Genomic DNA, 13,150 nt, shown 5'->3' on the forward strand with positions numbered 1-13,150 from the left:
CCGCTGTCCGGTTTTCGTCAATCGCGCTGCAACACGTAGCGGCCCGGCGCCGGCTCGATCACAGGGAACTGCGCGGAACCGGCCTTGGCGGGCGGCGCCACCTTGCGGCCGCCATATTGATCGAGCCACTCGACCCACGTCGTCCACCAGCTGCCCGGCTGCTCGGACGCGCCGGCAAACCAGGCGTCCGCGGATTCGGGCAGGTCGTTGTCGTTGACCCAGTAGCTGCGCTTCTTCTTCGCCGGCGGATTGATCACGCCCGCGATGTGACCCGACGCGCCGAGCACGAACTTCAGCGGGCCCGTCAGGATCGACGTCGACGCGTAGGCCGTCTGCCACGGCACGATGTGATCCTCGCGCGACCCGTAGATGAAGGTCGGCACGTCGATGCGCGACAGGTCGACGGATTCGCCGCACACGGTCAGCGCGCCCGGGACGCGGAGCTTGTTCTCGAGATAGGTATTGCGCAGGTACCACGCGTACATCGGACCCGGCAGGCTTGTCGAGTCGCTGTTCCAGTACAGCAGGTCGAACGCGGCAGGCGTGCGGCCCTTCAGGTAGTTGTCGACGACGTAGTTCCACACGAGATCGTTCGGCCGCAGGAACGAGAACGTGTTCGCGAACTCGACGCCGCGCATCAGCCCCGGTGCCGCGCCGTTCTTGCCGCCGATGGTCTGCTCGCGCATCTGCACGTGCGCCTCGTCGACGAACACGTCGAGGATGCCGGTGTCGGAGAAGTCGAGCATCGCGGTCAGCAGCGTCATCGACGCGGCCGGATGTTCGCCGCGCGCGGCGAGCACCGACAACGCGGTCGCGAGCATCGTGCCGCCGACGCAGAAGCCGAGCGTGTTGATCTGCTCGCGGCCGCTGACCTGCTGCACGGCGTCGATCGCCGCGAGCAGCCCTTCGTTCATGTAGTCGTCCCACGTCTTGTGCGCGACCGACGCATCGGCGTTGCGCCACGACACGAGGAACACCTGATGGCCGTTCGACAGCGCATGTGCGACGAGCGAATTCTCGGGCTGCAGGTCGAGGATGTAGAATTTGTTGATGCACGGCGGCACGATCAGGAGCGGCCGCTCGAACACCTTGTCCGTCTTCGGCGTGTACTGGATCAGCTGGATCAGGTCGTTCTCGTAGACGACCGCGCCTTCGGTACACCCGAGGTTCTTGCCGACCACGAACTGCGATTCGTCGGTCTGCGAAATTTTGCCGCGCTGCATGTCGCCGAGCAGGTTCATCATCCCCTGCCGCAGGCTTTCGCCCTGCGTCTCGAGGATCGATTTCTGGGCATCGGGATTGAGCGCGAGGAAGTTGCTCGGCGCGGCGGCGGCCGTCCATTGCTGGACGGAGAAACGGATGCGTTCGCGCGTCTTCGGATCGGTCTCGAGCGCGTCGGCCAGTTCCTGCAGGTAGCGCGCGTTGAGCAGATACCACGCAGCCGCGAACGCATGCGCAGGCGACGCCTTCCACGCATCCGCGCTGAAGCGGCGGTCCTTCAGTTCGGGCGACTCGAGCTTCGCGGCCGCGGACTGCTGCATCAGCGTCATGCAGTCGCGCGCATAGTCGGCCTGCAACTTCTGGAGCCGTTCGGGCGGGATCGCGGCGACCGGCAGCTTCAGCCCCGCGAACGGCGATGCCAGGCCGCCAAAGCTGCCCAGGTCGGGCATCGACGGCATCTGAAACGGAATCGATGTCGGGAACTGGAATGCGGCGAACGGATTCGCGGGGGTTGCCGTCGTGGCGGCACGTGCCGGATCGGCGAAACCGCGCCATGCGTTCAGCCATGCCTCGAACATCTGCTGCATCGGCTGGGTAGCCTGGCCGAATCCGGTGCTGCCTGCGGAAGTGTCCGTCTGAGCGGACGTCGACGAATTTTTCGATGCTGTCATTACCTGCCTTACCGGTGATTCGTGAGCGTCAATCGTGAAATCCTGCTCGCGCGCGGCGTGCCGGCTGCGAGCCGGGCCGTCATGCTCTGGAGAGGCGTCTCCAGATTCTGCCGCAGTGCGGTATTTTTATCATTATCGTTTTCCCCATGTGAAGCACTGCGTCAAACCACTGAACATTTCCGCTCGGAGATAATCCACGCGCAACAGACGGGACAAGGCTTCCGGCGAAACATGAAACATTTTGATTGACTTGACTTCGCGATTATTCATTCGGCTGTCCATACAACACCGCGTTGACGCGTCAATATCGAGATAACCCGATTTTGCAGCGCAACAACCCGCGCGCGCAAGCGCGCGCTCAGCCGTCAATCGGCCAGCCAGATCGCCGCCGCCATGCGACCGGTCACGCGGTCGCGCCGGTACGAATAGAAGCGCGCGTGTTCGGTGACCGTGCAGGCGGACCCGCCACTCACGTGCGCAACGCCCGCACGGGCGAGGCGCAGGCGCGCGAGCGCGTGGAGGTCGGCGAGGAACTTGCCGGGCGCGCCGTCGATCGCGACGAACGCTTGCCGCGTCTCATCATGCTCCGACTGCGGAGCCGTGTCGAGAAACGCGTCACGCACGTCGGCGCCGACTTCGAACGCCCGCGGCCCGATCGCGGGGCCGAGGTACGCACGGAGTTCATTCGTCGCGCCGCCGGCGAGCGCCGCGACGCGGGCCGCGGTCTGCTCGACGATGCCGGCCGCGAGCCCGCGCCAGCCTGCATGCGCGGCGCCCACCGCCCGGCCCTGCGCGTCGCACAGCAGCACTGGCAGGCAATCCGCGACCATCACGACGCAGACGGCGCCCGCGCGGTCCGTCACACTCGCGTCGGCCCGCACGGGCGCCGCGGCACCCGGCGCGGCCTCGATCACCTCATCGGCGCGCACGATCTGCGCGCCGTGAACCTGTTCGAGCCATGCCGCGCGCGACTGTCCTGCCAGCGCGAGCAAGCGCGCGCGATTCGCGGCAACGTGATCGGGATCGTCACCGGTATGCAGGCCGAGATTCATTCCGCCCGGCAACGCGGCACCGTCCTGCCAGCGCCCGTACGGGCCCTCGCTCACGCCGCCGGCGCGCGTCGTGATCAGCGCGCGTACGCGCGGCGACACCTGCCAGTCGGGCTGTATGCAGTCCTGCCACGTCAACGGCGCCAGGTTCGTCATCGGCACTCACTCCTCCTCATCGTCCGGCTCCGACTCGTCGTCGTAATCCTCGTCGTGATCCTGATACTCGCCGGCGAAATCGTCATCGTCGTAGATGCCGTCTTCATCGTCGAATTCCTCGTCACCCTGCCCGAAACCGAGCGCCGCGACGAGCGCGTTCATGTCGTCCGGCAACGGGCAGCGCCACTGCATCGTCTTGCCCGTGACCGGATGCACGAGGCCGAGCCGCCAGGCGTGCAGCGCCTGCCGCGCGAACCCGTCCGGCAGCGGCGCGACCGAGCGCTTGCCGCGCGCGCGGCCGTACACCGGATCGCCGAGCAACGGATGCCCGACATGCGAGCAGTGCACGCGGATCTGGTGCGTGCGGCCGGTTTCGAGGTCGCACTGGATCGCGGACACCGGCTGACGTTGCCACATGCATGTGTCAACCGTGCGGAAATGCGTGCGCGCGGGCTTGCCCGACGCGCCTGTGACGACGGCCATGCGCGTGCGCTCGCGCGGATCGCGGCCGATCGGTGCGTCGATCGTGCCGTCTTCGGGCATCGTGCCCCACACGAGCGCAAAATAGCGGCGCTTGACCGTGCGCGCCTGTAGCTGGCGCACGAGGTCGGTCTGCGCGGCGAGCGTGCGGGCGACCACCATCAGGCCGGACGTTTCCTTGTCGAGCCGGTGCACGATCCCGGCACGCGGCAGGCCGGCCGCCGCGTCGCCGTAGCGGTGCAGCAGCCCGTTCAGGATCGTGCCGCTCCAGTTGCCGGCGGCCGGATGGACGACGACGCCCGCCGGCTTGTTGATGACGACGAGCGCGTCGTCCTCGTAGATCACGTCGAGCGGCACGGGCTCCGGCGTGAACGCGAGCTGCTCGGGAAGCAGGTCGGGCACGAGCTCGATCCTCGCGCCGAGCGGCACCGGCTGGCGGATCTTCGCGGGCGCGCCGTCGACCAGCACGCGCTGCGCCTCGATCCAGCTTTGCAGGCGGCTGCGCGAGAATTCGGGGAACAGCTGGGCAAGCGCCTTGTCGAGGCGTTCTCCCGCGAGCGACAGCGGCACTTCGACGATGCGCGGCGCCTCGTCGACCGCGGCGGACGGCACGACAGGCGGCTGCATCGCGTCTGCAGCCAGATCGTCATCGGGGGAATCCCCCGACGCAGCGTCGGCGGGCCGATCGCTTGGGCTATAATCTTCGCGATTTGACTTGCCCCGCGGGGCATTCTGCGAACTTGAACGGGTCATTTAGACTGGGTCACCGAGACTTGAAGCTAGGACATGCGAGCATGATGAATTCGACCAAACGTACGGCCAAGACCGTCGCCGCCCGAGCTGCGGTGGTAGCGGCCGCGGCCCTCATCGCCGGCTGCCACGGCTTGCCGCAGAAGCAGGACGAGACGGCTACCTGGTCGAACAACAAATTATACTCAGAGGCCCAGGACGCACTGTCCGGCGGCGACTGGGGCAAGTGCGCGAAATATTTCGAATCGCTGCAAGGCCGCGATCCGTTCGGCCATTTCGCGCAACAGGCGCAGATCAACGTCGCGTACTGCAACTGGAAGGACAACGAAGCGGCAGCCGCCGACCAGGCCGTCGACCGCTTCATCCAGCTCCATCCGGATCACCCGGATATCCCGTACGCGTACTACCTGAAGGGGATGATCCACTTCAACGACGATCTCGGCCTGTTCGGCCGCTTCTCCGGCCAGGACATGAGCGAACGCGATCCGCAGGCACTGCGCGAATCGTACGATGCGTTCAAGGTCGTCGTCGACCGCTACCCGAAGAGCAAGTACGCGCCCGACGCCGCAGCGCGGATGCGCTACATCGTCAATGCGCTCGCGTCGCACGAAGTGCACGCGGCCGACTACTACTATCGGCGCGGCGCCTATGTCGCGGCAATCAACCGCGCGCAGCTCGCGATCAAGGATTACAAGGGCGCGCCGGCGATCGAGGACGCGCTGCACATCATGATCCTGTCGTACGGCAAGCTGAACCAGCCGCAACTCGCGGAAGACACGAAGCGCGTGCTCGCGGGGACCTTCCCGGACAGCCCGTACATCACCGGCCACTCGCGTCCCGGCACGAAGAAGTCGTGGTGGCAGTTCTGAGCGACACTCGCTGCACAATAAAAAACCCGGCCATCGAGCCGGGTTTTTTATTGGCGCCGCCCGTAACAGGCGGCGGTGCGGTTACGCGCGTTTCTCCGCGCGATGTTCGTCGAAGAAATCCTGCACGACCGCGATCTCGCGCGTGCGCTTGAACGGCGGCAGGCTCTGCCAGATGCGGCGACCGTACGGCTTGTCGACGAGCCGCGTGTCGCAGATCATCAGCACGCCGCGATCCGTCTCCGCGCGAATCAGGCGGCCCGCGCCCTGCTTCAGCGTGATCACGGCCTGCGGCAGCTGGTGAACCGCGAACGGGCTCAAGCCCTTCTTGGTCAGCGCATCGAGTCGCGCGGCCAGCACCGGATCGTCGGGCGGCGCGAACGGCAGCTTGTCGATCACGACGAGCGACAGCGCATCGCCGCGCACGTCGACGCCTTCCCAGAAGCTCTGGCTGCCGACAAGGATCGCATTGCCGTACGAACGGAAGCGATCGAGCAACTCGGTGCGGCTGGCATCACCCTGCACCAGCAGCGGCGTATTCCAGCCGCGCGACTCGATCACGTCGCGCAGCTTCGACGCGATCCGGTCAACCGCGCGCAGCGTCGTGCACAGCATGAAGACGCCGCCGCCCGATGCCTCGATCGCCGGCAGCGCGGCATCGAACACGGCGTCGGTGAACGCCGGCGACGAAGGCTGCGGCAGGTTGCGCGGCACGTACAGCAGGCCTTGCGACTGATAGTCGAACGGGCTCGCGAGCGTCATCGAGCGCCGCGAGCTGAGGCCCATCTGGGCCGCGTAGTGCGTGAAGTCGCCGCGCACCGACAGCGTCGCCGACGTGAAGACCCACGCGCGCGGCACACCGGCGCGCTGCTTCGCGAAAATCGGCGCCACCGACAGCGGCGTTTCGTGCAGCTGGACGGTATGTGCGAACACTTCCACCCAGCGCACCTTCTCGTTCGGGTCGTCGGCAGCCGCCTTGTCGCCGGCTGCCGCGGCATCGGCTTTTTCGGCCGCTTGCGCCGCACCGGGCGCGACCCAGCCCGCGAGCAGGTCCTGCAATTCGCGCGCTCGCCGCAAGCACGCGCCGAGCGATTCCGCCCGCTCGGCCTGGCTCGCGAGCGCCGATGCGAGCGCATCGAGCGCCGCCTCGAGCGCGTCGAGCGCGCCGAACATCGGGTGATCGTCGCCCAGTTGCGCGAGCGACATGCGCACGATCTGGTCGTTCGCGAACGCCAGGCGCAAGTCGCGCGCCGCGCGTTCGAGATCGCCGCCGAGCTTCACCCACTCGACCGCATCGCGCGCATGGCTCAGCCCTTCGGCGACCGTGTCGCGCGCGAGTTCGAGGATCTGTGTGGTCGACAGCGTCTCGCCGAAGAACAGCGTGGCCGTCTCCGGCAACTGATGCGCTTCGTCGAAGATCACCGTGTTCGCGTTCGGCAGCAGTTCGGCCATCCCGGTGTCGCGCAGCATGATGTCCGCGAAGAACAGGTGATGGTTGACGACGACGATGTCCGCCTGCTGCGCCTCGCGCCGCGCCTGCATCACGAAGCATTCCTTGTAATGCGGGCACTCCTGGCCGAGGCAGTTGTCGCGCGTCGACGTGACCATCGCCCACACCGGCGCCGTCTCCGGCACGCTCGCGAGCTCGGCCTTGTCGCCGCTCTTCGTGATCTTCGCGAACCGGACGATTTCCTGCAGGTACGCGGTGTCCTGTCGCGACGGCAGGCGGCCGTTGTCGGCCGTGCGCTGCAGGTAGTAATGGCACAGGTAGTTCGAGCGGCCCTTGAGCATCGCGACCGTCACCGGCACCGCGAGCGCGTTGCGCACGGTCGGGATGTCGCGCTGGAACAGCTGGTCCTGCAAGTGCTTCGTGCCGGTCGACACGATCACCTTGCCGCCCCACAGCATCGCGGGCACCAGGTACGCATAGGTCTTGCCGGTACCGGTGCCGGCCTCGACGATCAGCGTGTTGTCGCCGGCGTCGCTGTTGGTGTCGGCCGCTGCATCGCCCGCGGCGGACTCAGCCGCCTTGTCGCCTTCGCCGAGGCGGCGCGCCGGCCGCTTGCGAGTTTCGAAGATCTCCGGTTCGGGCATCCGGCGCGCGGACGCCTCCATCGCGGACGCGACCGCGCGCGCCATCTCGATCTGCGACAGACGCGGGTGATAGCCGTCGAGCGCGCGCGCAAGCAGTCCGCCTTCACCGAAGATCGTGTCGAGTTCGTCGACGCGCTTGCGGCTCAGCTCGAAGGTGCCTTCGGGCGCACGAACGCGCCCGGCGGACGACGCGTCACGCCGGGCATCGGGGTTGGCTTCAAGCGGTGAATTCAAGGCAAGCGTTCCTGTGTCCAGCGCCCGAGCGGCGCCGGCGCTTGCCAGGCCGCGCTCAGGCGCGCTTATCCGGTTCCAGCTGCGATTGCAGCAAAATGATTTTGTCCTTGGCCGCCAGCTTTTCCTTCTTCAGCCGGTGCAGCGTGATGTCGTCGATGTCGGAGTGTCCTTCCTTCAGCTCGATCTCCCGAGCGAGCTGCTGGTGCTGCTCCTGCAATGCAGCCAAACGGTTGTGCAATTCCTGCTGCTGTTCCGTGGGACGGTTTTGCATATGCGCCTCCTCATCGAAGCAGCGCGCCGACTGGCATGCCGGCACGCACGAGACTGATTCCGGATCAATCCAACACGTTACTGCCCCTGCTGTTGCTGCTTGGCCTTTTCGGCCGCTTCCCGCTGACGCCGCTCGACATCGGCCTGGTGCTGGGCGGCTTCCTTCTGCTTCTGCTCGTAGCGCGCGGCGTTGTCCGCCCGCTCCCGCGCCTTCTGCGCGGCCTGCTGGTGCGCCTGGTCGAGCTTGCGCTGGAAGTCCGCCTGCTTCTGGTCGTATGCCTGCTTGTTCGCAGCGTGCTGCGGCCCTTCCGCGCCGCGCTGCGCCTGCTTCAGTGCATTCTGCTCCTGCTTGTCGCGGAACGCAGCCGCGTTCGCCGCCTCGTTCGCCGCGCGCTGCGGCGCTTCCGCCGCGTTCTGCACCTGCTTCAGCGCCTGCTGCTGGTCGCGCTGCTGCGCCCGCACCGCGCGCTGTTCGTCGTCGAGCGCGAGCTGCTCCTGACGGATGCTTGCCCGCTCCTCGCGCATCCGGTCGCGCGCATTGCCGAGACAGTGATTGACGAAGAACTTGCTGTAGCAGTCGTGCTCCGCCACGGCATAACGATAATCGTTTTCCGCGGAACGTTGATTGAGCACTTTTTGACGGGCGTCAAAATCCTGCGTGGCGGAGGCCGCGACGGGCGCGGCGGCAGCGGCATCCGGCGCGGTTGCGCCCGATGCCTGCGCGTACGCGACGGCAGACCCTGCGGACAAAGCCGCGGCAAGCGCTGCGCCGAGCGCGACGAGAGAAATGCGGGAAGTTGGCAACGTCGTAGGAAAGCTGCGGGACATGTGTCAAATTCTATCACCCCCGGCTGGACGCTCCGCCATTTATGGCAAAATGCCCCGCTTCACTCACCCGCGGCATCTGGTCCGGCGGGCCCGTCTCGCAGCCCGCCGCGCGCGGTCTGCCGGCCCGCGCCGCGATTTCAGCAGGCAGATCATCCACGACATGACGGAAACCGTAGCACTCAAGATCGTACAGCGCATCGCCACCGAACTGTCCGTCCAGCCGCGCCAGGTCGCGGCGGCAGTGCAACTCCTCGACGAAGGCTCGACCGTTCCGTTCATTGCCCGGTACCGCAAGGAAGTGACCGGCAACCTGGACGACACGCAGTTGCGCCAGTTGGAGGAGCGCCTCCTGTATCTGCGCGAACTCGAGGATCGCCGCGCGGCGATCCTGTCGAGCATCGACGAACAGGGCAAGCTGACCGACGAACTGCGCGCCGCGATCGACGCGGCCGACAGCAAGCAGGTGCTCGAAGACCTTTATCTGCCGTACAAGCCGAAGCGCCGCACGCGCGCGCAGATCGCCCGAGAAGCCGGCCTCGAGCCGCTCGCGCAGGCGCTGCTCGCGAATCCGCTGCTCGACCCGCAGACGGAAGCAGCCGCGTACGTCGATGCCGACAAGGGCGTTGCCGACGTGAAAGCCGCGCTCGACGGCGCGCGCGACATCCTGTCCGAGCAGTTCGGCGAAACCGCCGAACTGCTCGGCAAGCTGCGCGACTACCTGCACAGCCAGGGCGTCGTGTCGTCGGCCGTGGTCGAAGGCAAGGAAAACGAGGAAGGCGAGAAGTTCCGCGACTACTACGACTATGCGGAAACGATCCGGACCGTGCCGTCGCACCGCGCGCTCGCGCTGTTCCGTGGCCGCAATGCCGGCGTGCTGACCGTCAAGCTCGGCCTTGGCGAGGAACTCGACGCGCAGGTCCCGCATCCCGGCGAAGCGATGATCGCACGCCATTTCGGGATCGCAAACCAAAGCCGCCCGGCCGACAAGTGGCTGTCCGACGTGTGCCGCTGGTGCTGGCGCGTGAAGGTGCAGCCGCATATCGAGAACGAATTGCTCACGCAACTGCGTGAAACGGCGGAAGCCGAGGCGATCCGCGTGTTCGCGCGCAACCTGAAGGACCTGCTGCTGGCCGCGCCGGCCGGCCCGAAGGCCGTGATCGGTCTCGACCCCGGCCTGCGCACGGGCGTGAAGGTCGCCGTGGTCGACCGCACCGGCAAGCTGCTCGCGACCGACACGATCTACCCGCACGAGCCGCGCCGCGACTGGGACGGCTCGCTCGCGAAGCTCGCGCGCATCGCCGCGCAGACGCAGGCCGAGCTGATCAGCATCGGCAACGGCACCGCATCCCGCGAAACCGACAAGCTCGCGAGCGAGCTGATCTCGAAGCACCCCGAACTGCGGCTGCAGAAGATCGTCGTGTCGGAAGCCGGCGCGTCGGTCTACTCGGCGTCCGAACTGGCCGCGAAGGAATTCCCGGAACTCGACGTATCGCTGCGCGGTGCCGTGTCGATTGCCCGCCGCCTGCAGGACCCGCTCGCCGAACTCGTGAAGATCGAGCCGAAGGCGATCGGCGTCGGCCAGTACCAGCACGACGTGAACCAGCGCGAACTCGCCCGCTCGCTCGACGCGGTGGTCGAGGATTGCGTGAACGCGGTCGGCGTCGACGCGAACACCGCGTCGGTTGCGCTGCTCGCGCGCGTATCGGGCCTGAACGCCACGCTCGCGCGCAACATCGTCGACTACCGCGACGCGAACGGGCCGTTCCCGTCGCGCGACCACCTGCGCAAGGTGCCGCGCCTCGGCGACAAGACCTTCGAACAGGCAGCCGGCTTCCTGCGCATCAACGGCGGCGAGAATCCGCTCGACCGCTCGTCGGTCCACCCGGAAGCCTACCCGGTCGTCGAACGGATCCTTGCGAAGATCAGCAAGCGGATCGACGACGTGCTCGGCAGCCGCGACGCGCTGTCCGGCCTGTCGCCGACGGAATTTGTTGACGAACGTTTCGGCCTGCCGACCGTGCGCGACATCCTGTCCGAACTCGAAAAACCGGGTCGTGACCCGCGCCCGGAATTCAAGACCGCAACGTTCCGCGACGGTGTGGAGAAGGTGTCCGACCTGATGCCGGGCATGCTGCTCGAAGGCGTCGTGACGAACGTCGCGGCATTCGGCGCGTTCGTGGATGTCGGCGTGCACCAGGACGGCCTCGTCCACGTGTCGGCGATGTCGACCAAGTTCATCAAGGATCCGCACGAAGTCGTGAAGGCCGGCCAGGTCGTCAAGGTCAAGGTGCTCGACGTCGACGTGAAGCGCCAGCGCATTGCGCTGACGATGCGCCTCGACGACGAAGCAGCCGCGCCCGGCATGGCGCCGCGCGGCGGCCAGGATCGCGGCAATGCCGGCCGCGGCACGGCCCGCCCGCAGCGTTCGCGCGAGCCGGAACCGGCCGGCGCGATGGCCGCGGCGTTCGCGAAGCTGAAGCGCTGAGCACGCGAAGGCTGTCGACGTAATAAAAAACCCGCCGAAAGGCGGGTTTTTTTATTGCTCTCGCGAACGCGCTGCCGATAGGCATGGGCCGTATCCACGACCCTGCGCGCGCCGGTCAGATCTCGATCTTGGTGCCGAGCTCGACGACGCGGTTCGCCGGGATCGAGAAGAAGTCGGTCGGCTTCGCCGCGTTCTGGTGCATCCATGCGAACACGCGTTCGCGCCAGATCGACATGCCGGGCAGATGCGTCGGCACGACCGTTTCGCGCGCGAGGAAGAACGACGTGTCCATCAGCTCGAACGTCATGTCGTGCGTGCGGCCGAATTCCTCGAGCACGGCCTTCACGTCCGGCGTCTCGTTGAAGCCGTACTCGGCCTTGACGATGTACAGGCCGCCGCCCGCATCGCGCGAACTCAGGCGCTTGTCGTCGCGCACATACGGAATGTCGCGCGTGACGAACGTCAGGAAGATGGTCCGCTCGTGCAGCACCTTGTTGTGCTTCAGGTTGTGCAGCAGGCTGACGGGCACGAGCTTGTCGTTGCCGGTCAGGTAGATCGCGGTGCCCGACACGCGGTGCGGCGGATGCGCGAGCAGCCCCTGCAGGAACGGCTCGAGCGGGATACCGTCGGCGGCCGTGCGCTCCTTGACGATGTGGCGGCCCTTGTACCAGGTCATCAGCAGGAAGAACAGCAGCGCGCCGATGCCGAGCGGCAGCCAGCCGCCCTGCGCGACCTTCAGCAGGTTCGCGCCGAAGAAGCCGAGGTCGATCGCGAGGAACACCGCGATGATCGCGCCGACGAGCAGCCGGTTCCAGTTCCACACCTTCACCATCACGACGCACGCCAGCACGGTCGTGATCACCATCGTCGCCGTCACCGCGATGCCGTATGCGGCAGCGAGGTTGTCGGAGCTCTTGAAGCCGATCACGATGCAGAGAATCACGAACAGCAACAGCCAGTTCACGACCGGCACGTAAATCTGGCCGATCGCCAGCTCGGACGTATGCAGCACCTTCATGCGCGGCACGTAGCCAAGCTGGATGGCCTGCGACGTCAGCGAATACGCGCCCGAGATCACGGCCTGCGAAGCGATCACGGTCGCGACCGTCGACAGCACGACGAGCGGCAGCAGCGCCCAATCGGGCGCCATCAGGAAGAACGGGTTCTCGATCGCCTTCGAATTCTGGATCAGCAGCGCGCCCTGGCCGAAGTAGTTCAGCACGAGCGACGGCATCACGAGCCCGTACGCAGCGAGGCGGATCGGCTTCGCACCGAAGTGGCCCATGTCCGCATAGAGCGCTTCCGCACCGGTCAGCACCAGCACGACCGAACCCAGCACGACATAGGCCTGCAGCAGGTGATCCGCCATGAACGACGCCGCGTAGTACGGATTGACCGCTGCGATGATGCCCGGCACGCGCACGATGTGATACACGCCGAGTGCCGCGATTGCGACGAACCACAGCACCATGATCGGCCCGAACAGCTTGCCGACCAGCGCGGTGCCGTGGCGCTGGATCCAGAACAGCGCGATCAGGATCACGATCGTGATCGGCAGCACGAGGTGGGCCAGGTGCGGCGTCGCGATCTCGAGACCTTCGACCGCCGACATCACGGAGATCGCCGGCGTGATCACCGCATCGCCATAGAACATGCACGCGCCGAAGATGCCGAGCGCCATCAGTGCGCCCGCGACACGTGTTTTCGAGTCGAGCGGCCGCAGCGACAGCGCCATCAGCGCGAGCACGCCGCCTTCGCCGTTGTTGTCGGCTCGCATCACGAACAGCAGGTATTTGATGCCGACCACCAGGATGATGGCCCAGAACAGCAGCGAGATCACCCCGAGAATCGAGCCTTCGGTCAGCGGGATGCCGTGTGCGGGGCTGAACGCCTCCTTCAGCGAATACAGCGGGCTCGTGCCGATGTCGCCGAACACGACGCCGATGGCCGCTATCGCAAGCGCCCGCATCGAGTGTTGGTGCGTCGAATGCGCATGGGCTGCGTCGGTCGCCTGGATCGTGTCGTTCATATGAAGCGTAATAATCG

At 66.6% G+C, this 13,150-nt stretch carries 9 protein-coding genes; 2 read left to right on the plus strand and 7 right to left on the minus strand.

Annotated elements, in window-relative coordinates; translation table 11 throughout:
* Positions 1–17 precede the first annotated feature (17 nt).
* From phaC to AC1Z3W_RS28305, 3 genes are all read right to left on the minus strand, one after another.
* Complete coding sequence (phaC, locus tag AC1Z3W_RS28295; RefSeq protein WP_483508984.1) at positions 18–1,892, minus strand: class I poly(R)-hydroxyalkanoic acid synthase; 1,875 nt, start codon at positions 1,890–1,892, stop codon at positions 18–20.
* 365 nt (positions 1,893–2,257) lie between these two features.
* Complete coding sequence (pgeF, locus tag AC1Z3W_RS28300) at positions 2,258–3,097, minus strand: peptidoglycan editing factor PgeF (RefSeq protein WP_124833214.1); 840 nt, start codon at positions 3,095–3,097, stop codon at positions 2,258–2,260.
* 6 nt (positions 3,098–3,103) lie between these two features.
* On the minus strand, positions 3,104–4,330 hold the full coding sequence (locus AC1Z3W_RS28305) for an RluA family pseudouridine synthase (RefSeq protein WP_124833213.1): 1,227 nt from the start codon (positions 4,328–4,330) through the stop codon (positions 3,104–3,106).
* A gap of 41 nt (positions 4,331–4,371) precedes the next feature.
* On the opposite strand from AC1Z3W_RS28305, the gene AC1Z3W_RS28310 reads away from it, so the two are divergent.
* Positions 4,372–5,196, plus strand: a complete 825-nt coding sequence (locus tag AC1Z3W_RS28310) for an outer membrane protein assembly factor BamD (RefSeq protein WP_057925239.1) — start codon at positions 4,372–4,374, stop codon at positions 5,194–5,196.
* Positions 5,197–5,277: 81 nt separating this feature from the next.
* Here the strand turns inward: AC1Z3W_RS28310 and yoaA are convergent, their stop codons facing one another.
* From yoaA to AC1Z3W_RS28325, 3 genes are all read right to left on the minus strand, one after another.
* Positions 5,278–7,521, minus strand: a complete 2,244-nt coding sequence (gene yoaA / locus AC1Z3W_RS28315) for a DNA repair helicase YoaA (RefSeq protein WP_124833212.1) — start codon at positions 7,519–7,521, stop codon at positions 5,278–5,280.
* A gap of 55 nt (positions 7,522–7,576) precedes the next feature.
* Positions 7,577–7,792, minus strand: coding sequence for a YdcH family protein (locus AC1Z3W_RS28320; RefSeq protein ID WP_006755091.1), 216 nt, complete (start codon positions 7,790–7,792; stop codon positions 7,577–7,579).
* 77 nt (positions 7,793–7,869) lie between these two features.
* A complete protein-coding gene (locus tag AC1Z3W_RS28325) occupies positions 7,870–8,619 on the minus strand; it encodes a hypothetical protein (RefSeq protein WP_057925241.1) in 750 nt (249 codons plus the stop codon).
* A gap of 160 nt (positions 8,620–8,779) precedes the next feature.
* Here AC1Z3W_RS28325 and AC1Z3W_RS28330 point away from each other — a divergent pair, with 160 nt between their 5' ends.
* Positions 8,780–11,104 (plus strand): Tex family protein, encoded by a 2,325-nt coding sequence (locus tag AC1Z3W_RS28330; protein WP_175824906.1) that lies wholly within the window; start codon positions 8,780–8,782, stop codon positions 11,102–11,104.
* 115 nt (positions 11,105–11,219) lie between these two features.
* On the opposite strand, the gene AC1Z3W_RS28335 is transcribed toward AC1Z3W_RS28330, so the two are convergent.
* Entirely contained in the window at positions 11,220–13,133 is a 1,914-nt protein-coding gene (locus AC1Z3W_RS28335; RefSeq protein ID WP_057925243.1) for a potassium transporter Kup, read from the minus strand.
* Positions 13,134–13,150: the final 17 nt, after the last annotated feature.

It is taken from the genome of Burkholderia sp. 10_S31 (genome assembly GCF_056930375.1).

Bases quoted from the DNA above. Each gene is read 5' to 3' on its own strand.
- AC1Z3W_RS28335 (WP_057925243.1), bottom strand. From the start codon at position 13,133: ATGAACGACACGATCCAGGCGACCGACGCAGCCCATGCGCATTCGACG.
- pgeF (WP_124833214.1), bottom strand. From the start codon at position 3,097: ATGACGAACCTGGCGCCGTTGACGTGGCAGGACTGCATACAGCCCGAC.
- AC1Z3W_RS28310 (WP_057925239.1), top strand. From the start codon at position 4,372: ATGATGAATTCGACCAAACGTACGGCCAAGACCGTCGCCGCCCGAGCT.
- AC1Z3W_RS28325 (WP_057925241.1), bottom strand. From the start codon at position 8,619: ATGTCCCGCAGCTTTCCTACGACGTTGCCAACTTCCCGCATTTCTCTC.
- AC1Z3W_RS28320 (WP_006755091.1), bottom strand. From the start codon at position 7,792: ATGCAAAACCGTCCCACGGAACAGCAGCAGGAATTGCACAACCGTTTG.
- AC1Z3W_RS28330 (WP_175824906.1), top strand. From the start codon at position 8,780: ATGACGGAAACCGTAGCACTCAAGATCGTACAGCGCATCGCCACCGAA.
- phaC (WP_483508984.1), bottom strand. From the start codon at position 1,892: ATGACAGCATCGAAAAATTCGTCGACGTCCGCTCAGACGGACACTTCC.
- AC1Z3W_RS28305 (WP_124833213.1), bottom strand. From the start codon at position 4,330: ATGACCCGTTCAAGTTCGCAGAATGCCCCGCGGGGCAAGTCAAATCGC.